Annotated in this window: 25 protein-coding genes; 15 read left to right on the top strand and 10 right to left on the bottom strand. The window is 64.4% G+C overall.

What is annotated here, in order from left to right; genetic code table 11:
- The first annotated feature begins 3 nt into the window (after positions 1 to 3).
- The gene (locus D8Z78_RS13350) at positions 4 to 1,158 is read left to right on the top strand and encodes a serine hydrolase domain-containing protein (RefSeq protein WP_121630837.1); all 1,155 of its coding nucleotides are present in this window, start codon (positions 4 to 6) and stop codon (positions 1,156 to 1,158) included.
- 3 nt (positions 1,159 to 1,161) lie between these two features.
- Positions 1,162 to 1,539 carry a DUF2237 family protein gene (locus D8Z78_RS13345; RefSeq protein ID WP_121630768.1) on the top strand — a complete coding sequence of 126 codons (378 nt, stop codon included), beginning with the start codon at positions 1,162 to 1,164 and terminating at the stop codon, positions 1,537 to 1,539.
- 329 nt (positions 1,540 to 1,868) lie between these two features.
- Here the strand turns inward: D8Z78_RS13345 and D8Z78_RS13340 are convergent, their stop codons facing one another.
- Positions 1,869 to 2,378 carry a hypothetical protein gene (locus D8Z78_RS13340; protein ID WP_121630767.1) on the bottom strand — a complete coding sequence of 170 codons (510 nt, stop codon included), beginning with the start codon at positions 2,376 to 2,378 and terminating at the stop codon, positions 1,869 to 1,871.
- 396 nt (positions 2,379 to 2,774) lie between these two features.
- Positions 2,775 to 4,019 (bottom strand): tryptophan synthase subunit beta, encoded by a 1,245-nt coding sequence (gene trpB / locus D8Z78_RS13335; RefSeq protein ID WP_121630766.1) that lies wholly within the window; start codon positions 4,017 to 4,019, stop codon positions 2,775 to 2,777.
- Positions 4,020 to 4,150: 131 nt separating this feature from the next.
- On the opposite strand from trpB, the gene D8Z78_RS13330 reads away from it, so the two are divergent.
- Positions 4,151 to 5,227 carry a transglutaminase-like domain-containing protein gene (locus D8Z78_RS13330; protein ID WP_121630765.1) on the top strand — a complete coding sequence of 359 codons (1,077 nt, stop codon included), beginning with the start codon at positions 4,151 to 4,153 and terminating at the stop codon, positions 5,225 to 5,227.
- 94 nt (positions 5,228 to 5,321) lie between these two features.
- Here the strand turns inward: D8Z78_RS13330 and D8Z78_RS13325 are convergent, their stop codons facing one another.
- From D8Z78_RS13325 to D8Z78_RS13310, 4 genes are read right to left on the bottom strand one after another with little or no spacing between them, the layout of a single operon-like run.
- Positions 5,322 to 5,552: an N-(5'-phosphoribosyl)anthranilate isomerase gene (locus D8Z78_RS13325; protein ID WP_121630764.1), complete on the bottom strand. Its 231-nt coding sequence runs from the start codon at positions 5,550 to 5,552 to the stop codon at positions 5,322 to 5,324.
- A 56-nt stretch (positions 5,553 to 5,608) separates the two neighbouring features.
- Complete coding sequence (locus tag D8Z78_RS13320; RefSeq protein ID WP_121630763.1) at positions 5,609 to 6,922, bottom strand: MATE family efflux transporter; 1,314 nt, start codon at positions 6,920 to 6,922, stop codon at positions 5,609 to 5,611.
- A gap of 10 nt (positions 6,923 to 6,932) precedes the next feature.
- Entirely contained in the window at positions 6,933 to 7,445 is a 513-nt protein-coding gene (locus tag D8Z78_RS13315) for a PaaI family thioesterase (protein ID WP_121630762.1), read from the bottom strand.
- The gene (locus D8Z78_RS13310; RefSeq protein ID WP_121630761.1) at positions 7,442 to 7,867 is read right to left on the bottom strand and encodes a PaaI family thioesterase; all 426 of its coding nucleotides are present in this window, start codon (positions 7,865 to 7,867) and stop codon (positions 7,442 to 7,444) included. Before D8Z78_RS13310 ends, D8Z78_RS13315 begins: the two co-directional genes overlap by 4 nt.
- A gap of 131 nt (positions 7,868 to 7,998) precedes the next feature.
- On the opposite strand from D8Z78_RS13310, the gene D8Z78_RS13305 reads away from it, so the two are divergent.
- The 12 genes from D8Z78_RS13305 to D8Z78_RS13250 all read left to right on the top strand — a co-directional run bounded on the left by D8Z78_RS13305 (position 7,999) and on the right by D8Z78_RS13250 (position 19,389).
- Positions 7,999 to 8,391, top strand: coding sequence for a MerR family transcriptional regulator (locus D8Z78_RS13305; RefSeq protein WP_121630760.1), 393 nt, complete (start codon positions 7,999 to 8,001; stop codon positions 8,389 to 8,391).
- 252 nt (positions 8,392 to 8,643) lie between these two features.
- Complete coding sequence (locus D8Z78_RS13300; protein WP_121630759.1) at positions 8,644 to 9,045, top strand: MerR family transcriptional regulator; 402 nt, start codon at positions 8,644 to 8,646, stop codon at positions 9,043 to 9,045.
- A gap of 30 nt (positions 9,046 to 9,075) precedes the next feature.
- Positions 9,076 to 10,854 carry an acyl-CoA dehydrogenase C-terminal domain-containing protein gene (locus tag D8Z78_RS13295; RefSeq protein ID WP_121630758.1) on the top strand — a complete coding sequence of 593 codons (1,779 nt, stop codon included), beginning with the start codon at positions 9,076 to 9,078 and terminating at the stop codon, positions 10,852 to 10,854.
- A 42-nt stretch (positions 10,855 to 10,896) separates the two neighbouring features.
- Positions 10,897 to 11,109 (top strand): hypothetical protein, encoded by a 213-nt coding sequence (locus tag D8Z78_RS13290; protein WP_121630757.1) that lies wholly within the window; start codon positions 10,897 to 10,899, stop codon positions 11,107 to 11,109.
- Positions 11,110 to 11,118: 9 nt separating this feature from the next.
- Positions 11,119 to 12,252: an acyl-CoA dehydrogenase family protein gene (locus tag D8Z78_RS13285; RefSeq protein ID WP_121630756.1), complete on the top strand. Its 1,134-nt coding sequence runs from the start codon at positions 11,119 to 11,121 to the stop codon at positions 12,250 to 12,252.
- Between the two features lie 318 nt (positions 12,253 to 12,570).
- Positions 12,571 to 13,206 carry a glutathione S-transferase family protein gene (locus tag D8Z78_RS13280; protein WP_121630836.1) on the top strand — a complete coding sequence of 212 codons (636 nt, stop codon included), beginning with the start codon at positions 12,571 to 12,573 and terminating at the stop codon, positions 13,204 to 13,206.
- Positions 13,207 to 13,226: 20 nt separating this feature from the next.
- Entirely contained in the window at positions 13,227 to 14,438 is a 1,212-nt protein-coding gene (locus tag D8Z78_RS13275) for an acetyl-CoA C-acetyltransferase (protein ID WP_121630755.1), read from the top strand.
- Between the two features lie 2 nt (positions 14,439 to 14,440).
- A complete protein-coding gene (locus D8Z78_RS13270; RefSeq protein WP_121630754.1) occupies positions 14,441 to 15,328 on the top strand; it encodes a hypothetical protein in 888 nt (295 codons plus the stop codon).
- Entirely contained in the window at positions 15,325 to 15,837 is a 513-nt protein-coding gene (locus D8Z78_RS13265) for a hypothetical protein (RefSeq protein ID WP_128910787.1), read from the top strand. The genes D8Z78_RS13270 and D8Z78_RS13265 overlap by 4 nt, the downstream gene beginning before the upstream one ends.
- Entirely contained in the window at positions 15,819 to 16,277 is a 459-nt protein-coding gene (locus D8Z78_RS13260) for a cupin domain-containing protein (protein ID WP_121630752.1), read from the top strand. The genes D8Z78_RS13265 and D8Z78_RS13260 overlap by 19 nt, the downstream gene beginning before the upstream one ends.
- The gene (locus tag D8Z78_RS13255; protein ID WP_121630751.1) at positions 16,274 to 17,194 is read left to right on the top strand and encodes a nuclear transport factor 2 family protein; all 921 of its coding nucleotides are present in this window, start codon (positions 16,274 to 16,276) and stop codon (positions 17,192 to 17,194) included. The genes D8Z78_RS13260 and D8Z78_RS13255 overlap by 4 nt, the downstream gene beginning before the upstream one ends.
- Positions 17,191 to 19,389 carry a 3-hydroxyacyl-CoA dehydrogenase NAD-binding domain-containing protein gene (locus D8Z78_RS13250; RefSeq protein ID WP_121630750.1) on the top strand — a complete coding sequence of 733 codons (2,199 nt, stop codon included), beginning with the start codon at positions 17,191 to 17,193 and terminating at the stop codon, positions 19,387 to 19,389. The genes D8Z78_RS13255 and D8Z78_RS13250 overlap by 4 nt, the downstream gene beginning before the upstream one ends.
- Before the next feature lie 156 nt (positions 19,390 to 19,545).
- Here D8Z78_RS13250 and D8Z78_RS13245 read toward each other — a convergent pair whose 3' ends face one another.
- From D8Z78_RS13245 to D8Z78_RS13230, 4 genes are all read right to left on the bottom strand, one after another.
- A complete protein-coding gene (locus D8Z78_RS13245) occupies positions 19,546 to 20,070 on the bottom strand; it encodes a thioesterase family protein (protein WP_206169682.1) in 525 nt (174 codons plus the stop codon).
- 1 nt (position 20,071) lies between these two features.
- A complete protein-coding gene (locus D8Z78_RS13240) occupies positions 20,072 to 20,854 on the bottom strand; it encodes an enoyl-CoA hydratase-related protein (RefSeq protein WP_121630748.1) in 783 nt (260 codons plus the stop codon).
- Positions 20,855 to 20,948: 94 nt separating this feature from the next.
- Positions 20,949 to 21,359 (bottom strand): flagellar biosynthesis repressor FlbT, encoded by a 411-nt coding sequence (gene flbT / locus D8Z78_RS13235; RefSeq protein ID WP_121630747.1) that lies wholly within the window; start codon positions 21,357 to 21,359, stop codon positions 20,949 to 20,951.
- 167 nt (positions 21,360 to 21,526) lie between these two features.
- Complete coding sequence (locus D8Z78_RS13230) at positions 21,527 to 22,822, bottom strand: flagellin N-terminal helical domain-containing protein (protein WP_121630746.1); 1,296 nt, start codon at positions 22,820 to 22,822, stop codon at positions 21,527 to 21,529.
- Positions 22,823 to 22,908 lie beyond the last annotated feature (86 nt).

Raw genomic sequence — 22,908 nt, 5'->3', positions numbered from 1 at the left:
GTGATGGTGTGGCTCAGGCGTTTCCTGCTGTTGCTGGTGGTGCTGGTCGCCGGTCTGAGCCTGTGGAAGCGGGACGAAATCCTGCGCCTGCGCTCGACCGTCACGCTGTTCGACGAGGGGCGGATCGTCGAGAATTTCAGCCATATGGGCGAAATCTTCCACAGCGTTCCGATCCCGGTGCGCGGCACGGTCACGCCGCTGCCGGACGGCGCGCAGATGCGCCTGCCCGACGACTGGGAGGCGTGGCTGGACCGCCGCAAGGTGACCGGCATCGTGGTGCTGGACGAGGGCCGCGTGGTGCATGAGAGCTATCACCGCGGCACCGGTCCGGCGGATCAGCGGATTTCGTGGTCGATGGCGAAAAGCTATGTCTCGGCACTGGTGGGCATTTCGCTGGAGCGGGGCGAGATCGCGTCGCTGGACGACCCGGTGGTGACCTATGTGCCCGCGCTGGCGGGTGGCGCCTATGATGGCGCAACGGTGCGCGACGTGCTGACGATGTCCTCGGGCGTAGAGTTCGACGAGGACTACATGGATTTCTGGAGCGACATCAACCAGATGGGCCGCGTGCTTGCCTTGGGCCGCTCGATGGACGCCTTTGCGGCGGCTCTGGACCGGACCTATGCGGAGCCGGGGGTGGAGTGGCACTACGTGTCGATCGACACGCATGTGTTGGCGATGGTGTTGCGGGGGGCCACGGGGCGGACACTGCCCGATCTGCTGGGCGAGCGGCTTCTGACGCCGCTGGGCGCGCATGGCTCGCCGCATTATCTGGCCGATGGGTACGGGGTGGCCTTTGCCTTGGGCGGGCTGAACCTGACGGTGCGCGACTATGCGCGGCTGGGCGAGATGTTCCGCAATGACGGCTATTTCGACGGGCGCCAGATCGTACCGGCGGACTGGGTGGCGACCTCGACCGCGCCTCGGGCAAAGACCCGGCCGGGGGCGTGGCAATACGGGTATCAGTGGTGGATCGCCGAGGATGCGCCCGAGGGCGAATTCATGGCCCGTGGCATTTACGGCCAATACATCTATGTCAATCGGCAGGCGGGTATCGTGGTGGCCATGACGGCGGCGGATCGCGGCTTTCGCGACCCGGAGGCCGAGCCAGACGCCATCGCCATGCTGCGCCGCATCGCGACCCGGTTGGAGGATTGAGAGATGATCCGGAAAGACCCGGAAATCAACGTGTTGGGCGGCGCTCTGCTGCCCTGTTCGAACGACCCCGTGACCGGGTTCTTCCGGGACGGGCATTGCAATACCTGCGCCGAGGATCACGGCAGTCACACGGTCTGCGCCGTCATGACCGCCGAATTCCTCGCCTATTCCAAATATGTCGGCAACGACCTGTCGACGCCGATGCCGCAGTTCCGCTTTCCGGGGCTGAAGCCCGGCGACCGCTGGTGCCTGTGCGCCGGTCGCTTCCTGCAGGCGCATGACGAGGGCTGCGCGCCCAAGGTGGATCTGAACGCGACGCATCTGCGCGCGCTGGAGATCGTGCCGCTGGCCGTGCTCGAAGAACACAGCGCAACCGCCTGATCCAAAAGAAAAACTGCCGGGATCAAGGATTTCCCTGCACACTCATGTCAGGTGAAATAGCTTATCGTTTCACAACTTTTCAGACGGATTTGCCGCGTCTGAGGGGCATTCCTGACAATATACACAATCTATCCACGAAACCGTCCACGGAAACGGCGGACCCGAGGCAAAGTTCGTGTCAATCGCGCAGGTACGCGACCCCGCCAGGAAAGCGACGAGGAGTTTCTGCTTCCATTGTTCCGGAAACTTACAATATTGGGATAAATGCGTCGAGCTTCAGGGCAAAACCCTTTGAGCTTTCGATGCACGAGTGCCCGACCCAGTATGGATCAATCAAAGAGAGCCGCTTGAGTCACCTTCATCAGGGCTGACCCCAGCGAAAGACTTGGTAGTATTGCGGAGGGTACAAGAATATTCGCGTCGAATAGTGGCTGATTTTTGATCGACGTTCGAAGCATCATTCCTGCCGCGTTGGCCTGCGGTGCCAACATGGCCGGGTCATAAACGGTGAAATAGACCTGACAGCAATCGAGGTCATTGCAGCTAAAGGACGTCTGCGCGGAAACGCGAAAGAACGCCGGGTGAGAATGGCCCGACAAGCTCTCGGTCTCGGATTTGATCTTCTTGAATGTATCCACGACTTTTGAGCTCGTTTCCGGTAATTTCGGCGCTGTCATGAGCGACACTGCCATAGTCTGCAGTGCGACCAAAACTCCCAAAGATGGCGAGTGCATAATGAACCCGTGTGTTTCGAATGCCAGGCCGAGTCCGAAGCCGTCGGAGTGGGCAAAGGCAATCTCCCAATCCCGGGTCTTGGTTTCAAAGGTAGGAAGCGACATCGCAATCTCCTGAAAAAAGAAACAATCAAACTTGCAGGCGGACGCAAAACGAGGGTGTAAAGCAGCTTGACAGAATGTTCAGCTGGCTTCCGTCCGCGTTCAACATCGCTTGTTGATTTCGCGCGGTCAACGGTGTTGCCAGTTGACCGATTGCGCGGATCAAGGTTGGCGCGCAGCACCGGGGGCAAATCGCCCGGAATGGCTCCCGCTCTTAAGCGTTGAAGCTTTGACCAACACAGCCGAAATAAGCTGCTCACCATCTAGTTGAACGTCCGGATCGCCTGTGGCGAGCGCGCAACAATATTTCAAGGTTGCGCAATATTGGGAAAGGGTTCGCGCGGGGCGCGGTGGAAACCGCCGCGTCAAAGCGCTTGCGGTTTCCGTCTGTTGCGCGCCTCAGTCGGCGGTGCGGCCTTCGGTATCGGACATGTCGAAGCCAAGGTGTTTGGCCACGGTGAAGATGTCCTTGTCGCCGCGCCCGCACATGTTCATGCAGATGATATGGTCCTTGGGCAGCTCCGGCGCGATCTTCATCACATGGGCCAGCGCGTGGGAGGGCTCCAATGCGGGAATGATTCCTTCCGTCTCGCAGCACAGCTGGAAGGCTTCAAGCGCCTCCTTGTCGGTGATCGAGACGTATTTCGCGCGGCCGATTTCGTGCAGCCATGCATGTTCCGGGCCGATGCCGGGATAGTCGAGACCGGCGGAGATCGAGAAGCCTTCGAGTATCTGGCCGTCATCGTCCTGCAGCAGGTAGGTGCGGTTGCCGTGCAGCACGCCGGGGCGGCCACCGGTGAGCGAGGCGCAGTGCTCCATCTTGGCATTGACGCCTTTGCCGCCGGCCTCGACCCCGATGATGTTGACGGATTTGTCGTCGAGGAAGGGGAAGAACAGGCCCATCGCGTTCGAGCCACCGCCGATCGCGGCGATGATGGTGTCGGGCAGACGGCCCTCGGCCTCGTGCATCTGCTCGCGGGTTTCCTTGCCGATGATCGACTGGAAATCGCGGACCATCGCCGGGTACGGGTGCGGGCCAGCGACCGTGCCGATGCAGTAGAAGGTGTCGCGGACATTGGTGACCCAGTCGCGCAGCGCGTCGTTCATCGCGTCCTTGAGCGTGCCACGGCCAGAGGTGACGGGGACGACCTCAGCCCCCAGCAGGCGCATGCGGAAGACGTTGGGGGCCTGACGCTCGACATCATGGGCGCCCATGTAGACCACGCATTTCAGGCCGAACTTGGCGCAGACGGTGGCGGTGGCGACGCCGTGCTGACCTGCGCCGGTCTCGGCGATGATGCGGGTCTTGCCCATGCGGCGGGCGAGGATGATCTGGCCCAGCACGTTGTTGATCTTGTGCGCTCCGGTGTGGTTCAACTCGTCGCGCTTCATGTAGACCTTGGCGCCGCCCAGACGTTCGGACAGGCGTTCGGCGTGGTAAAGCGGCGAGGGACGGCCGACATAGTGCTTCCACAGGAAGTCCATCTCGGCCCAGAAGCTGTCATCGGTCTTGGCGCGCTCGTACTCCTCCTCAAGTTCGAGGATCAGCGGCATCAACGTCTCGGAGACGAAGCGCCCGCCGAAGATGCCGAAACGCCCCTTTTCATCGGGGCCGGTCATGAAGGAATTCACCAGATCGTCCATTGCGCCTCTCCGCCTTTATCGGGGCTGGTTTAAAGCACGTGGGCGGGCGTTGGAAGGGCTAAATCCCGAGGGTTGAAGCCCGGGAACGGAGCGGCGTATAGGCAGGCCAGATTTCCCGAAAGGACCGTTTCATGACGTTGACCCGCCGCACCTTCATCGGCTCTGCCGCAGCGATGACCTGCCTTGGATCGGTGGCGCGCGCTGCGCAATATGCCCCCACCCCCTCCGGGTGGCGGACATTCGTCCTGACCACGCGCATCGCCCTGCCCCGTCAGGGCGCGGCCGCCGAGGCCTGGGTGCCGGTGCCGTATCACGCGGACGAGACATGGGCGCGCCCCGGCGCGACGACGTTCCAGACCACCGGCGAGGCCGCGCTGGTGCGCGACGATGCGCAGGGCATCGCCTATGTGCATGCGCGCTGGGACGCGGGCGAGACGCCCGCCGCGCTGGAGGTGGTGAGCCGCGCCTCGGTGCAGGATCGACGGGTCGATCTGACCGGGTCGGGCGCGGCGGAGCTGAGCGATGCCGAGCGCGCGCTGCATCTGGCCGCGACGGATTTCATCCCGACGAACGGGCTGGTGCTGGACACCGCGCGCGCCATCGTCGGCGATGCCGATGACGATCTGACCAAGGCGCGGCGGATCTATGACTGGGTGGTCGAGCAGACGGAACGCAACCCCGAGACGCGCGGCTGCGGGCTGGGCGATGTGGCCTCGATGCTGGCGACGGGGGATCTGACGGGTAAATGCGCCGATCTGAACGCGCTGTATGTTGGGCTGGCCCGCGCGGCGGGCCTGCCGGCGCGCGACCTGTATGGGCTGCGCGTGGCGCCCTCGGCCTTTGGCTACAAGGCGTTGGGGGCCGGGTCCGAGACAGTGACCAAGGCGCAGCATTGCCGCGCCGAGGTGTTCATCGACGGCGCAGGCTGGGTGCCGGTCGACCCGGCGGATGTGCGCAAGGTGGTTCTGGAAGAACCGCCGAAAACGCTGACGCTGGCCGATCCCGAGGTCGCGGCGGTGCGCGCGGGGCTGTTCGGCGGCGCCGAGGGCAACTGGCTGTGCTACAACACCGCGCATGACGTGACGCTGCCGGGGCTGACGGGCACTCTGCCCTTCTTCATGTACCCGCAGGCGGTGATCGATGGGGTGCCGCAGGACGAACTGGACCCCGCGACCTTCACCTACGAGATCAGCGTCGCGGCGGGGTGACAAGCGCGTTCGAACGCGCTTGGGCGAAGCGGTTTCGAAACCGCTTTGCAACGCGCTTCGAAGCGCGTTGGACAAGGGCTTTCGAAAGCCCTTGTCAGCGCACCCGCCGGATCGGGTTCGGATTGCAGAAGATCACGAAATGCTGGTTGTTCTCGACCGCCTGAAATCCACGCCGGTCCAACTCCGCGACGAACTGCGCCCGTCCGACGAGGCGTTCCACGTCGCGGATCTTGCGTTTGACCACGCCGCCGCGCAGCGCCTCTTGCGACGCAAAGATCTGCGCCAACCAGATTTCCGGTGTAAGATGATCAGGCAACTGTCCCATGTTCCGATCAAAGCGCGATTCCGGTTAACCTGCGGTGAACGCGTTTCGAAACGCGTTCAAACGCGCCTCGCGGCGCGTTCCAAGGCCGGATAGCGCAGCCCCAATGTCACCCCGCGCGCGACGAAGGAGACGAGCAGCGCCAGCCACAACCCGTGATTGCCGATCAGCCCCATCAACGGGTAGACCGCCGCGACATAGATCGCCGCCGAGAGCGCCATCATGTTGCGCATGTCCCCCGTGCGGGTCGCCCCGATGAAGATCCCGTCGAGCATATAGCAGGGCAGCCCGACCAGCGGCGCGGCCACCATCCATGGCAGATAACTGCGGGCGGCATCCTGCACCTCGGCGTCCTTGGCCATGATGTCGATGATCGTCGCGCCCGCCAACGCAAAGCCCAGCGAGAACAGCAGGTTGCAGATCAGCCCCCAAAGGCTGGTCAGCACCGCCGCGCGGCGCAGCTGCCCGACCGCGCGCGCGCCCAGCGCCTGCCCCACCAGCGCCTCGGCCGCAAAGGCAAAGCCGTCGAGCGCATAGGCCATGACATGCAGGAATTGCAGCAGCACCTGATTAGCGGCCAGCGTGACCGCACCGAACCGCCCGCCCAACAACAGGAACGACACGAAGATCGCCTGCAGGAACAGTGACCGGATCAGGATGTCGGTGTTGACCACGGCCATGCGCTTGAGCTTAACCCGATCAAAGACCCGCGCCCCGTCGCGCCAGTCGGGCACCCGGAAAGCGGCCCGGCACAGCCACAGCCCCATCGCCAGCCCCGACCACTCGGCCAGAAAGGTCGCGAACGCGACCCCGCCGACGCCCCAGCCGAGCCCCAGCACGAACCACAGGTCGAGCGCCACGTTCACGCCGTTCATCCAGACCTGCAGGATCAACACGTCGCGGGTGCGTTCCTGAGCGATCAGCCAGCCATTGATGCCGAAGATCGCGATGGCCGCCGGGGCGGACCAGATGCGGATTTGCATGTAGCTGCGCGCGAGGTCCTCGACCTCGGGCCCGGCGGGCGACACGGCGAAGGCGCCGCGCCAGATCAGCGCCTGAAGCGCGATCAGGGCCAACCCGCCCGCCAGCCCGATCATCAGCGAGCGGGTCAAAAGCGCGGCGACCTCGGGGGTGTTGCCTTCGCCGCGCGCCTGCGCGGTCAGCCCGGCGGTGCCCATGCGCAGGAATCCGAAGATCCAGTAGACCGCGCTGATGACGACGGCGCCGACGCCGACGGCGGCGATGGGCGTGGCCTCGGGGATCTGGCCCACGACGCCGGTATCGACCGCGCCGAGGATCGGCACGGTGATGTTGGCGAGCAGGATCGGCACGGCGATCTTCAGCACGCGGCGATGCGTGATCGTGTCGGTCACGGCGCAGGCCTTATGCTGCGGTGCCGCGGGGCATCAGGAAATGCGCATTGGCCTGCGCATAGGGCCGGTCGCGATTGTCCTGCCAGGCCTCCACATGGACGGAGGCATAGCGCCGCCCCGACCGGTTGACCCGCGCCCGCGCATAGGCGTCGCGCGGCAGACCTGACCGCAGGTAATCGACGGTGAAGTCGATGGTCTTGGGCAGGCGCGGCAGCTGGCCCGCGGCCAACGTGTCGACATCCAGACGACCCGACTCGATATCTTCCCAGAGCCAGCTCCACGACAGCGAGATCATCGCGGTGATTTCGAGGAAGGCAGCGGTCACGCCGCCATGGATCGCGGGCAGCAGCGGGTTGCCGATCAGCTTGTCATCGAAGGCGAGGTTCGCGGTCAGCTCGTCCCCGCGGCGGTCGAAGGTCACGCCGAGATACTGGATGTAGGGCACCCCGCCGACCAGCGCGTTCAGCGCCGCGTCGCGGCGTTGCTTGACGACCTGCACGGGTTCGGGCGGCTTGCGGGTCATTGGGCGGCCTCGACGGTAAAGGCACCGGTGGCCTGCGCCACGGGGCGGTCGCGGTCCTCGTCCCATGCGGTGGCACGGACGAAGGCGACGCTGCGGGTGATGTGATGGCATTCGGCGCGCGCGGTGACGGCCTGCCCCGGCGCCGCCGGGCGCATGTAGTCGATGCGCAGGTTGATCGTCGCCGTTCCCGCCGGGCTGCGCGGGTGGCTCATGACTGCCGCGCCGCCGCAGGTATCCATCAAGGCCGACACGGCGCCGCCATGGATCACGCCGGTTTCCGGATCGCCGATAAAACGCGGATCGTAGGGCATGGTGATCTCGGCCACGCCATCGCCGATCTCGGTGATGGTCATCCCCAGCGCCCGGGAATGCGGGATGAGCTCGATGAACTGCCTTGCGATGCGGGCCTTGTCGGCGGTCATGGCGCTTGCCTTTCCTGAGCGGTGTCGCGCCATATTGATCACGCGCCCCGCGCCCCCGCAACCCCGAGCGATGCGGTTGCCAGCCCGTCGGCCCCGGCTTACCTTGCGTCTGCCAAGGGAGAGAAAGACAGATGCCCGACACCCGCCTGAGTTTCAAGGAAATGTGCGCCAAGTTCGACGTGACCCCGCGCACCCTGCGGTATTACGAGTATATCGAACTGCTTCAGCCCGAGCGCGACGGCCGGTCTCGGTTCTATGGCCCGCGCGAGATCGCGCGGATGACGCTGATCCTGCGGGGGCGCAAGTTCGGCTTTCAGCTGGAAGACATCCGGCAATGGCTGCTGATCTACGAGAAGGAAGGCACCGAGGCGCAGATGCGTGCCTGGATCGACATGGCCAATGGTCAGATCAAAGAGCTGGAAGAACAACGTTTACAACTGGAAGATGCGCTGACAGAGTTGCGGTCACTTCGTGACGACGTCGCCGAATCCCTTGGTCAGGCTGATCACCATCGCTCGGATTAACGCTGTGTTAACTTTTTGTTAACCTTTTGACCGGGGATGAGGTAAGGATTTCCTTACGAAGGCCGTCAAAGCGCTTTGAAGGTTTATTGCGCATCCGGGGTGTTGACGTTTATTGATCTTACGTCAACTTAAAAGTGACGTGACGTATGAGTTACGTCACCTGTTTTTCCCATTGTAGGAATGTCCCCAGATCCGCACCTCAAGGCGCAAGGCAGACATACACACACACACTCGCGGCTTGAGGAAAGACCAATGAACGACGACCGACTGATGACGATACGAGAGATGTGCGACGCGTATGAGGTGACACCGAGGACGCTGCGCTTTTACGAGCAGAAGGAACTGCTGTTCCCGATCCGTGAAGGCCAGAAACGCCTATTCACCCGCCGCGACCGCGCACGTCTGAAGCTGATCCTGCGCGGCAAGCGCTTTGGCTTCTCGCTGGAGGAAATCCGCCAGCTGCTCGATTTGTATGGCGAGGGCGACCAGCAGCATACCCAGCTGGCCCGCGCCTACGAGATCGCCAAGGACCGTCTGGCCGACATGCGGGCTCAGCGCGACGAACTGGACGCTGCCATCGTCGAGCTGGAAGACCAGATGAAATGGGGTGAGCGTATGCTGACCTCGATCGAGACGAAGAGCGCGGCCGAGTAACCCCACTGGCCGCCGGCAAGGGAGAGAGACATGCCCACATACACGGCGCCCATCACGGACCAGATCTTTGTGCTGGAGGATGTTCTGGGGGTATCCCGGCAGGACATCCCCGGCTACGAGGACATGGACCGCGACACGCTGACCGCCATCCTCGACGAGGCGGGCAAGCTGGCCTCTGACGTGCTGAACCCGCTGAACCCGGTGGGCGACACGATGGGCTGCGTGCTGGAGAACGGCGTGGTGCGGACGCCCACGGGCTTCAAGGAGGCGTTCGACCAGATGCGCGAGGGTGGCTGGACGGCGCTGGACTGCGACCCTGACTATGGCGGCCAAGGCCTGCCCTACGTGGTGGCCACGGCGGTGGGCGAGCAGTTCTCGGCGGCGAACATGGCCTTCAACATGTATCCCGGCCTGACGCACGGCGCCTATTCGGCGATCCACGCCCATGGCACGGACGCGCAGAAAGAGATGTACCTGCCCAAGATGGTGACCTGCGAATGGACCGGCACCATGAACCTGACGGAGCCGCATTGCGGCACCGATCTGGGCCTGATGCGCACCAAGGCCGTGCCGCAGGACGACGGGACCTACAAGGTGACGGGGCAGAAGATCTTCATCTCTGCCGGTGACCATGACATGTCCGAGAACGTCATCCATCTGGTGCTGGCGAAGATCCCCGGCGGGCCTGAGGGCATCAAGGGCGTGTCGCTGTTCATCGTGCCCAAGTTCATCATCGAGGATGGCAAGCCCGGCGCCCGCAACGGCGTCTCGGTCGGCAAGATCGAGGAGAAGATGGGCATCCACGGCAACTCCACCTGTGTCATGAACTATGACGAGGCCACGGGTTATCTGCTGGGCGAGGAACACAAGGGCATGCGCGCCATGTTCACCATGATGAACGAGGCACGTGTGGGCGTGGGCCTGCAGGGTTATGCGCAGGCCGAGGTCGCCTATCAGAACGCGCTGGCCTATGCCAAGGACCGCCTGCAAGGGCGCGACGTGACCGGGGTCAAGAACCCCGATGGCCCCGCCGATCCGCTGATCGTGCATCCGGACATCCGCCGCAACCTGATGGACCAGAAATCCTTCGTCGAAGGCGCGCGGGCCTTTGCCTATTGGGGCGCGAACCTGATCGACCGCTCGCATCGCTGTGACGACGCGGCGGCGCATGGTCTGGTGTCGCTGATGACGCCGGTGATCAAGGGCTTTTTGACCGACAAGGGGTTCGAGATGGCCACAAACGCCCAGCAGGTCTATGGCGGGCACGGCTATATCGAGGAATGGGGCATGTCCCAATTCGCCCGCGATGCCCGCATCGCCATGATCTACGAAGGCGCGAATGGCGTGCAGGCGCTGGACCTCGTGGGCCGGAAGCTGGCACAGGATGGCGGCAAGCATGTCATGGCCTTCTTCGCGCAGGTCACGGATTTCATCAAGGAAACCAAGGGCCGGTCGGACAGCTTCGACAAGGACTTCCGCGAACCGCTGAAGGCCGCGTCAAAGGATCTGCAGGCGGCGGGCATGTTCTTCATGCAAAATGGTATGAAGAACCCGAACGCGGCGCTGTCGGGGTCCTATGACTTCATGCACCTGATGGGCCATGTCTGCCTTGGCCTGATGTGGGCGAAGATGGCCGTGGTGGCCGAGGACAAGCTGGCCGAGGGGGCGGGCGATGCGGACTTCTACAAGACCAAGATCGCCACGGGCCGCTACTACATGGCGCGCCAACTGCCGATGACCACGACCCATCTGCGGCGCATCGAATCCGGCGCAGAGACGGTGATGGCACTGGACGCCGAAGCCTTCTGAGGGAAAGGTGGGGGCAACCACACCCGACTTGCCGGAGGTCCCATGCCCAAACGGTTTCGTCTGACGCGGCGTTTTCCTGTCGCCATGACAGAAGACGGCTATCGTAACCTCACACGCTTTGCCGCCGAAGCCGGTCTGGACGAGGGCGAGGCGCTGTCGTTTCTCTTCGAGAATTTCGACAGCGTCACGGATACCGACGCGCTCAACCACCGGCTGCGGCTGTTCAACTCGGAACTGGAGGCGCGCAAGCGCTAGGGAGACACCATGAGCTGGATGAGTGACGAACACGCCATGCTGGCCGAGATGACGCGCAAGTTCATCGAGACCGAGTGGCAGCCCCAGTATGACCGCTGGCGCAAGCAGGGCATGATGGACCGCGAGACGTGGCAGCAGGCCGGTGAACTGGGTCTGCTGTGCCCCTCGATTCCCGAGGAATACGGCGGCGCGGGCGGCGATTTCGGGCATGAGGCCGCAATCCTGATCGAGGCTTCGCGCGCCAATCTGGCGTCCTGGGGCCACGGCATCCATTCCGGCATCGTCGCGCATTACGTGCTGGCCTACGGCACCGAGGAACAAAAACACCGCTGGCTGCCCAAGATGGTGACGGGCGAGCTGGTCGGCGCGCTGGCGATGACCGAACCCTCGACCGGGTCCGACGTGCAAAGGATCAAGACGAAGGCGGTGAAGGATGGCAACGCCTATCGGCTGTCGGGGCAGAAGACCTTCATCACCAACGGACAACACGCCAACCTGATCGTGGTCGCCGCCAAGACCGACCCGACTGCCGGGTCCAAGGGGGTGTCGCTTGTGGTGGTGGAAACCGACGGCGCCGACGGGTTCCAGCGCGGGCGCAATCTGGACAAGATCGGCTGCCACGCGGCGGACACGTCCGAGCTGTTCTTCGACAATGTCGAGATCCCGACGGAAAACATCCTCGGGCAGGAAGAGGGTCAGGGCTTCTACCAGCTGATGAAGCAGCTGCCGCAGGAGCGGCTGATCATCGGTTGCGGCGCGGTGGGCGCGATGGAAGGCGCGGTCGCGCGCACGATCGAGTATTGCAAGACCCGCGAAGCCTTTGGCGGCCCGCTGACCCAGTTCCAGAACACCCGCTTCAAGCTGGCCGAATGCCAGACGAAAACGACCGTCGCACGCGCCTTCCTCGATGCCTGCATCGCGGAACACCTGCGCGGCGAGCTGAGCGTGGAAAAGGCGGCGATGTCGAAATACTGGCTCAGCGACACGCAAGGCGAGGTGCTGGACGAGTGCCTGCAATTGCATGGCGGCTACGGCTTCATGCAGGAATACGCGGTGGGCGAGATGTGGGCCGATGCGCGCGTGCAGCGCATCTATGGCGGCACCAACGAGATCATGAAGGAGTTGATCGCGCGCGCCCTGTGACCGGGGCGTGTGTGGAGAGGATGGAATTTGGGTATTTTCGCCAAGAAGAAACAGGAAGGCCGCGCATCGGGCCCTGACGCGGGCTGCCGTCGACCTTCCTGTCATGCCTGACCCTTTGGCGAGAGGCAGGGCTTCTCCTTGGGCGGTCATCGGCTCCCCAGCCTGTACCGCACAGCCACGATAGGCGCGTTAACGTTAATGCCCGGTAAGCAAAGGATGCGACATTCTGTTTCTTCTTGGTGAAAATACCCCACGGGGGTGCGGGGGTGTGAAACCCCCGCTCCGGACCGGGACACAGGCGCGACGGGAGGGATGCGCATGACGATCAAACTTCATTGCTTCGGTGAAAGCGGGAATGCCTACAAGGCGGCGCTCGCGCTGGAATTGTCGGGGCTGGACTGGGAGCCGGTCCATGTCGATTTCTTCAACGGGGCGACGCGGACGCCGGACTATCTGGCGCTCAACGAGATGGGCGAAGCACCGGTGCTGGTGGATGGCGACGTGACGCTGACCCAGTCGGGGGTGATGCAGACCTATGTCACCGAGAAGACCGGCAAGTTCGGCGGCACCACCGAGGCGGAAAGACGCGAGGTGCTGCGCTGGATGTTCTGGGACAATCACAAGATGTCGTCTCAGGCGGGTATGACCCGGTTCCTGATGAACTTCCTGCCCGAGGACAAGCGCCCGCAGCCGGTGATCGACTTCATGCAGGGGCGGCTGGCCTCGGCCTACAAGGTGCTGAACCGGCATCTGGAAAGCCGCGACTGGATCGTGGGGGAGGCCGTCACCAATGCCGATCTGTCCTGCTGCGGCTACCTGTTCTACCCCGAGCCGTTCGGCTTTGACCGAGCGCAATGGACCCATATCGACCGCTGGCTCTCGAACATCGAAGCTTTGAGCGGTTGGAAACATCCCTACGACCTGATGCCCGGCTCCCCCGCGGACCGGGCCTGACCTACCAAGAAGGACGCAACATGACCGAAGCCTATATCTATGACGCCGTCCGCACGCCGCGCGGCAAGGGCCGCAAGGATGGGGCCCTGCACGAGGTGACCTCGCTGCGGCTGTCGGCGAGCGTGCTGAACGCGCTCAAGGACCGAAACGGCCTCGATGGCCACGCGGTCGAGGACGTGATCTGGGGGAACGTGACGCAGGTGGGCGAACAGGGCGGCTGCCTTGCGCGCTCGGCTGTGCTGGCCTCTGACTTGGATGAATCGATCCCCGGTCTGGCGATCAACCGCTTTTGCGCGTCGGGCATGGAGGCGGTGAACCTGGCCGCCAACCAGGTGAAGGGCGGCGCGGGCGAGGCCTATATCGCTGGCGGTGTCGAGATGATGGGCCGCGTGGCCATGGGCAGCGACGGGGCGGCGATTGCCGTGGACCCCAGCCTTGCGATGGAGTCGTATTTCGTCCCGCAGGGCATTTCCGCCGACATCATCGCCACCGAATACGGGTTCTCCCGTGACGATTGCGATGCGCTGGCGGTCGAAAGCCAGCGCCGCGCAGCCGCCGCGTGGGAGGACAACCGCTTTGCCAAATCGGTGCTGACGGTGCGCGACCAGAACGGCCTCGCCATTCTGGACCGCGACGAATACATGCGCCCGCAGACCGACATGCAAAGCCTCGGCGCGCTCAAGCCGTCGTTCAAGGATATGGGCGAGGTGATGCCCGGTTTCGACCAGATCGCCTTGATGAAATACCCGCATCTCGAACGCATCAACCACGTCCACCACGCGGGCAATTCCAGCGGCATCGTCGATGGCTCGGCGGGCGTGTTGATCGGCAACAAGGCGTTTGGCGAGAAATACGGGCTCAAGCCCCGCGCCCGGATCAAGGCCACCGCCAAGATCGGCACCGACCCGACCATCATGCTGACGGGCCCCGTCCCCGCCACCCAAAAGATCCTGAACGATGCCGGGATGAGCATTTCCGACATCGACCTCTTCGAGGTTAACGAAGCGTTTGCATCTGTCGTGTTAAGGTTCTGTCAAGCTTTCGACGTGGACATGGATCGGGTGAATGTGAATGGCGGTTCCATTGCAATGGGCCATCCCTTGGGTGCGACCGGGGCGATCATCATCGGCACGCTTCTGGACGAGCTGGAACGCACCGGCAAGGGCACCGGGCTGGCGACGCTGTGCATCGCCTCGGGCATGGGCGCCGCTACGATCATCGAGCGGATTTAAGCATGCTTGATGCCGGGAATGAAAAGGCAAGGGCGATCGCCCAGACCGCGCTGGAGGAAACCGGCGCGGCGCTGATCTCGGGCGATTTCGACCTGTTTTCCCGGCATTACGAAACCCCCTACACCATCGCCACCGAGACCGGAATCGCCCGTCGCGCAACGAATGACGAACTGCGCGACGGGTTTTACGATGCGGTCGAGTATTACCGCGCACGCGGCGTGACGCGGCTGGACCGGCAGGTGGAGTCGGCACTGTTCGACGGGCCGGACGGGCTGCGCTATTGCTATGTCACTCAGCTGATGGCCGGGGATCAGCCCTATCGCGCGCCCTATCCCAACATCGCCACCCTGCGCCGTCGCGGCGACCGTTGGCTGACCATCGCGACCGAGCATATCGTCTCGGACCCCGAAACCTTTTCAAGCGCCCTGCTGCGCGTCGGCCATCAGACCGAGGCCGAACAGGTCGCGGCGCGCGCGCAGTTCCAGAGCGTGCTGGATCAGGCGACACGCGCCTATCTGACCGGCGATTTCGACCTTCTGGCCGATGTCATCCGGCTGCCGCTGTTCCTGCAGGGCAGCAAGGCGCGGCAGGTCTTTGCCACGCGCGCCGCGCTCGAAGCCGATTTCCGCCACTACATGCGCGAATTCACCGTCAACGAGATCACCGATATCGTGCGGCTGGTGAAATCCGCCGTGAAGGCCGGGGCGGACCGGATGCATGGCAGCTATCGCACGCATATCCTGTGCGGCACGCGGCTGTTCGTGCCGTCCTATGTCAGCGCCATGACGATGGAGCGCACGCCCGACGGACCTTGGCAGATCAGCACCATCATGCACCCGGCCGGCCACTGGACGCGCGGTGCCCCGGACAGCGGCGAGGTGACCTCGTGACCCCGACACTCGACATGCAGGCCGCGCAGATCGTGCCGGCCCCGGAACTGGCCCGGTCGATCTACCAAAGGCAGTTGGACGTGGTGACGCGCGCCTTCCTTGCCGGTCGGCTGGAGGAGGTGCTGAACAATATGGCGTTTCCCAACGTGATGGAGACCGCCGAGGGCACCACCGTGATCCGCGACGCCACCGAGATGATGTCCTGCCTGCACGCACAGGCCAAGTCGATGCAGCGTCTGCGCGTGACGGAATATCACCGCATCTGCACCGAGGCGGCCTTTACCTCCGATGCGCAGACCGAGATCGTCGGCCGCCATGTCACGCATTTCCTGTCGGGCGGGCAGCGCGCGGTGCCGCCCTACGAGGCGGTCATGACGCTGCGCCTTGTCGATGACGGCTGGCGATCGGTCGGCCTGCGCTCGGCGCTGCGCAACCGCGACCTGACGGTGATCGGCGACGGGCTGCGCCGCAGCGACGGAAAGGACCGGCCATGCCAAAGCTCGACCTGACCACCATCGAGACCCGCACCGGGTCCAGCTACCCTGCCCCGCATGACGCGGCGATGGCCGGACGCAGCCAGCAACGGCTGGGCGATGCGGGCGGGCTGACGCAATTCGGCGTGAACCGCGTGGTGCTGGAACCCGGCGCCATGTCCTCCTTGCGGCATTGGCACGAAAAACAGGACGAGTTTCTGGTGGTGACCGAGGGCCGCCTGACCTTGGTGGACGATACGGGCGAGACGCCGCTTGGCCCCGGCGATTGCTGCGCCTTTCCGGCGGGCGATCCGAACGGGCACCACATCGTCAACCGCTCTGAGGCGCCCGGCGCCTTCATCGTGGTGGGCACGCGCACCGCGACGGAAACCGGCTGGTATTCCGATCTCGACATGAAGGTGACGGTGGCCGACGGCCAGATGACCTTCAGCCGTCGTGACGGGGGGCCGGTTTGACCCAGTTCGACAAGATAGGCCTGACCCCGGCCAAGGCGCGGGCGGTGATGCAGGGTGTGCTCAATCGCCTGACCATGGCGATCTGGGAATACGATCCCGAACTGATCCGCGCCTTCACCACCGATCCGCACACGATCCATACCAAGCAGGGGATCGCCACCTTCAACCATGACCAAGAGCTCGACAAAGCCTTGTCGCAGTTGCACAATTCGATACACGACATGCGCGTGACGGATTACGTGCGCTCGGTCACGCGGGCGCGCTACGTCACCGAGGACATGATCGAAGGGCAGTATCGCTGCTGGTTCCTGCGCGACACGCTGGACGTGTTCCCCAGCTTCGACGCCTACATGATCCTCGTGCGCGAGACCGGCCAGTTCCGCATGCGCGAGGCGCGCAACAACGTCGCGCGCGGGACATGGCCGCTGCTGGCGGCCGATGACCCGGACGGTGCTCCGCTGAAACCCGGCGAACGCCTGCCGATGCCCTTCACGCAGGCAGAATTCGACGCCTTCCTCGACGACATCACAGCGCCCTTCCTGACCCGGCAGATCGACCGCTGGGCGTCGCGCATGGCCCTGCCCTTTTCCATGGTCACGGCTCAGGGCCCGGTGCTGTTGCAGAGCCATGACGATCTGGCCCGGAACTTTGCCGATTACCTCGACGCCGCCGACAAGATGGCGCTGGACGACCTGCGGCGCGTGCCGCTGGATTTCGACATCTGCGATGACGACACCGTGATGGCCACCTACCGCACCGAGCTGCGCTCGCGCGGGACGCTGGTGGAAACCCCCTATACCTCGACGGCCCTGCTGCACCGCACAGGCGGCACATGGCAGATGTCGTCGATCCTAAACGCCCGGGGCCACCACAAGTGGACCGGACAACACCCAACACTTCGGGAGACAAAGACATGACCGATTTCACCATGACGACCGACGCCGACGGCGTCGCGATCATTTCCTGGGACGTGCAGGGCAAGTCGATGAACGTGCTGACCCTCGACGGTCTGGCCGAGCTGGACGCGCTGATCGATCAAGCCTTGGCCGATGAGGCGATCAAGGGGATCGTCATCACCAGCGGCAAGGACACCTTTGCCGGCGGGATGGACCTGAACGTCATCGCCAAGATGAAGGAGATGGCTGGCGACGACCCCGCGCGCGGGCTGTTCGAGGGCACGATGAAGATGCATGGCATCCTGCGTAAGATCGAGCGCGCCGGGATGGATGCAAAGACCAACAAGGGCGGCAAGCCCATCGCCGCCGCCCTGCCCGGCACCGCCCTCGGGATCGGGCTGGAAATCCCGCTGGCCACGCATCGCATCTTTGCCGCCGACAATGCCAAGGCCAAGATCGGCCTGCCCGAGATCATGGTCGGCATCTTCCCCGGCGCGGGCGGCACCACCCGCCTGACCCGCAAGCTGGGCGCGATGGCAGCCTCGCCCTTCCTGCTCGAAGGCAAGCTGTCCGAGCCGAAGAAGGCCAAGGCAGCGGGCATCATCGACGAGGTGGTGGACGATCCGCTTGCGGCGGCGAAAGCGTGGGTTCTGAACGCCAAGGATGCCGACATCCTGAAGCCGTGGGACGCGAAGGGCTACAAGATGCCCGGCGGCGCGCCCTATAACCCGGCGGGGTTCATGACCTTCGTCGGCGCGTCCGCCATGGTCAACGGCAAGACCAAGGGCGTCTACCCAGCGGCCAAGGCGATGCTGTCGGCGGTCTATGAGGGCGCCTTGGTGCCGTTCGACACAGCGCTGAAGATCGAGGCGCGCTGGTTCACCAACGTGCTGATGAACCCGTCTTCGGGCAACATGATCCGGTCGCTCTTCATCAACAAGGAGGCGCTGGAGAAAGGCGCGGTGCGGCCCGAGGGTGTGCCGGACCAGCGGGTGAAGAAGGTCGGCGTGCTGGGCGCGGGCATGATGGGCGCAGGCATCGCGCTGGTCTCGGCGCAGGCCGGGATGGAGGTCGTGCTGATCGACCAGAAGCAGGAGGCGGCGGACAAAGGCAAGGCCTATACCGCCGACTACATGGACAAGGGCATCGCGCGGAAGAAGGCGACGCCGGAGAAGAAGGACGAGGTGCTGGGCCGGATCACCGCCACCACCGACTACGCCGCGCTGGCCGATGCGGACCTGATCATCGAGGCGGTCTTTGAGGACCCGAAGGTCAAGGCCGAGGTCACGAAGGCCGTCGATGCGGTGACGAATACCGATTGCATCTTTGCCACCAACACCTCGACCCTGCCGATTTCCGAGCTGGCCAAGGCGTCGAAGAACCCCGAGCAGTTCATCGGAATCCACTTCTTCAGCCCGGTTGAAAAGATGATGCTGGTCGAGATCATCAAGGGGAAAAAGACTGGGGATCGGGCCGTGGCCAAGGCCTTGGACTTCACCCGGCAGATCCGCAAGACGCCGATCGTGGTGAACGACGCGCGCTTCTTCTACGCGAACCGCTGCATCATTCCCTATATCAACGAGGGCATCCGCATGGTGAAGGAGGGCGTCGCCCCTGCCCTGATCGAGAACGCCGCGAAGATGGTCGGCATGCCGCTGGGGCCGCTGCAACTGGTGGATGAGACCTCGGTCGATCTGGGGGCCAAGATCGCCCGCGCGACCAAGGCCGCGATGGGCGATGCCTACCCCGATGGCGAGGTCGACGAGGTGATCTTCTGGATGGAAGAGCAAGGGCGTCTGGGCCGCAAGACCAAGGCGGGCTTCTATGACTACGACGAAAAGGGCAAGCGGCAGGGCCTGTCCTCGGTGGTCAAGGCGCAGTATCCGCAGGCCGAGGCACAGCCCGATCTGATCGACGTGCAGCACCGCCTGCTGTTCTCGCAATCGCTGGAAGCGGTGCGCGCGCTGGAGGAAGGCGTGCTGGAGGACATCCGTGAGGGCGATGTCGGCGCGATCCTGGGTTGGGGCTTTGCGCCGTGGTCCGGCGGTCCGCTGAGCTGGCTGGACATGATCGGCGCGCCTTATGCGGCGGAACGCTGTGACCAGCTGTCGGATGCCTATGGCGAGCGGTTCGCCTGCCCCGACCTGCTGCGCGACATGGCCGCGAAGGGGCAGAGCTTTTACGGGCGGTTCGATCCGCAGGCCGACGCGGCCTGATCTGGTTGCGCCGCGCTCTGCGCGTCGCCCGAGGGCGGGTCCGGTCTTAACGGACCGGGCCCGCCTTTTGCATTTGGATGGGATGGGCGCGATCAGGGGCTCTGCCCCTCGGCCCGTGCCGGACCTCACCCCGCGGTATTTTGGGCCAGAAGAAGCCTAGGCGCGTTGCGATCTGAGCGTGATGGCGCGGCCGGCCTCGGGGGCGGGTGGCAGGGATGCGTGGGCTTTCGCGATGTCGTGCAGGCGGTCTGCGACGCGCGGGGACCACTTGCTGGCGCGACGGGTGGTCAGGTCGAAGGCGAGGAGCTTGACCTCGTTCGTGGCGCTTTGGGCGCCGCTGGCGTCGAGCACGCGGTGGAAGAGGATCGCGCGCTTGTCGTCATGGGCAAGGAGCCGGGTTTCGACCGTGACCGCATCGCCCTCGGCCAGTTCGCCGCCATAGGTGACGTGGTTTTCGACGATGACGTATTCCGCGCCGCCGCGCGCCTCAATGGTCTGGTCGGGCGCGTTGATCCAGTTCCAGAAGGCCCAATTCGCCTGATCGCAGATCGTCAGGTAATGGGCCATGTTGAGATGGCCATATTCATCCACCCAGTCGGGTTTGACGTGGTTCTCGACCAGCATCAGCGGCACCGCGATCTGGCCTGTCCAGTCATGCAGGAAGGTTTCCGTCACCAACACCTCAGCGGCCTTTCCAGTCGGGGGCGCGTTTTTCGGCGAGCGCGGCCATGCCCTCGGTCGCGTCGTCCGAGGCGTAGAGGCTGCGATAGATCGGCAGGTCGCCATTGCGCATGATGGCGTAGGCGTCCTGTATCGAGGTGCCTTGGGTGGCGCTGTCGATCTCCTTGATGGCTTGCAGCGACAGCGGCGCATTGGCGGCGATCCGGTTGGCGAGGTCCAGCGCCTCGGTCATGAGGTCGTGGGCCGAAGTGACGCGGTTCACGACACCCCAGCGCGCCAATTCCTCGGCGGTGGCCCGGCGGGCGGTCATCATCAGCTCCATCGCGATGGCGCGTGGCAGGCGGCGCGGCAGGCGGATGACGCCGCCGCTGTCGGCCACGATGCCCAAGGAGGCCTCGGTCAGGGCAAAGGTGGCGGCATTGGTGGCGACGATCATGTCGGCGGCCAGCGCCAGTTCGAACCCGCCCCCCAGCGCCATGCCATTGACGGCGGCGATGACGGGTTTCTTGAGGTCCCAGAATTCGGTCAACCCGGCAAAGCCGCCCACGCCGAAATCGGCATCGGGGGCCTCGCCCTCGGCAGCGGCCTTGAGGTCCCACCCGGCGGAAAAGAAGCGGTCGCCGCCGCCGGTGATGATCCCGACGGAGAGGCTGTCATCGGCTTGGAGGGTGGCAAAGGCGCGGCCCAAAGCTTGGCTGGTGGCGGCGTCGATGGCGTTGGCCTTGGGCCGGTCGAGCGTGACGATCAAGACGCGACCCTCGCGCCGGGTTGTGACTGGTTCCATAAAGCCCCCTGTTTTGGCAGCAGACTGCCCGGATCGACGCAGCGGGGCAATGGGGAACGGAAAAGGCCTGCCCCCGAGGGGACAGGCCGGTGGGTCAGACGGCGCGTGGCGCGGTGGCCAGCAGGCGATCCTCGCGCGGGACCAGTTTGCGCAGCGACTTGAGGCACAGGTAGTACCGTTCGTTCAGCAGCGCATCGGTGGCCTCGGACAGGATGCGGCGGCTGTCCGTATCGGTAAGGATCTGGCTCAGTTCCTCGATCCGGGGCAGCAATTGCTGGCGCGCTTCGTCCGGGTCCGCGTCGCCGGTCAGGATCAACTGTGCGGCGTAGCACAGGCGCCGGACCGGGGTGTGCGCCTCGTCGGGATGCAGCGCATCCGCAAGCCGCAGCACGTTGGCATTGGGCGTCACGATCGAGAGGCGGCTGCGCCGATCCCCGTTCTCGATGACCGCCCCGTTGACCAGGACGCGTTCCCGGGGACCAAGTTTCAGGACAAGTCCGCTCATTCCCTTTTCCCCCGTGTGATCCCGGCGCGCATTTCCGCCGGGAGGCCCGCACGCCCGGCACGCGGCGCGGGGGCATGGGCAGCTTTCGTTGTGTGTTTCATATGGTTAACCTCGCTCTGATGGGTCTGATGCTGGTCAGGAGAGGCGCAGAGCCTCTCCTACCGGGATCAGCCCTGGAAGAGCGACAGCAGCGATTGCGGCGCCTGGTTGGCGATCGACAGGGCCTGAACGCCCAGCTGCTGCTGGACCTGAAGCGCCTGCAGTCGGGCAGAGGCCTCTTCCATGTCGGCATCGACCAGCGTGCCGATGCCCGAGCGCATGGCGTCGATCAGGCCGCTGACGAACTCGGCCTGTGTATCGATGCGGCCTTGGGCCGAACCGAAAGCCGCAGCCGAGTCGATGGCGATCTGCATCAGGTCCTCGATTTCCTCCAGCGCGGCATCCGTGCCGGACTGGGTCGTCACGTCGAGATCAACCAGCGCCTCCATGCGGCCACCGATGGTGTTGCCCGCCGCGGCATAGGTGTCGCCCCGGAAGGTGACGTTGTTGCCGGTGCCACTGCCGGTGACGGTGACCGCGCCGGTCGTCGCGTTGAAGGCCATCGTCAGGTTCGACGTGTCGACATCATTCGCCTTCAGATGTTTGTTCATGGCGTAGTTGAGCCCGTCGAACACATCCTGCGCCGTGTCACCATCGCGGGCGATATACATGATCTGCGAGGGCTTTCCGGTGGTGGCAGAGGTGTTGGCGCCCGCCAGTTCCCCCGCGCCCAGCGTCAGCGTGATGGTATAACCGACACCGGCGGCGACTTCTGCCGGTTCGATGGTGAAGGAGGTGGTCGGGGCCGTGGCCGCACCGGTCAGGGTGGCGACGGCGCCCGCCGCGGTGCCGCTCATCTGGGTGCCACCGGTGGCCTGCGCGGTGCCGGTGATGATCGAGGTATCGGTGCCCAGATCCTGCTTGGCCACGGTGATGTCCGACGCGGTGACCGCGGTGCCGGAGCGATCCAGCGAGGCAAGCACGTTGATCTCGCCGGTGCCAGCGGTCTGGCTGGTGTTCGACAGCAAGTTGAGGCCGTTGAACTGTGCCGCGCCGACGACACCGGTGATCTGGTCGCGCAGGGCGTCGATATCGGCCTGGATCTTCACCCGGTCGACGTTTTCCTCTTGGGCGGCGACGATCTTGGCCTTGATGTCGGTGAGCAGCTCGGTCACGGTTTCAGCCGCCTGGCGCGCCACCGACACGGTGGACTGGCCGAGGTTGAGGCTGTCCGAAATCCCCTTGAAGCCCTTGACGTCGGAATCCATCACCTTGGAGATCGCCCAGACGGCCGAGTTGTCCTTGGCGGTAGCGACCCGCTTGCCGGTGGAGATGTCGCGCTGTGTGGCGGCAAGGTCCTTGTTGATTGATTTCAGCGTCTGCAGGGCGACCATTGCGCCGTTATTCGTCAGGATGCTAGACATGTTTCTCGTCCTTGGTTTCTAGCGCGCACTTTGGCGCCGATTGACGTACCGCATTCGGCACTACTGACGTCTTTCTGACGGTTGCA

This window comes from Tropicibacter alexandrii, from assembly GCF_003667315.2.
GTDB classification, from domain to species: domain Bacteria; phylum Pseudomonadota; class Alphaproteobacteria; order Rhodobacterales; family Rhodobacteraceae; genus Tropicibacter; species Tropicibacter alexandrii.
This window is presented reverse-complemented; position numbering and strand designations above follow the sequence as displayed.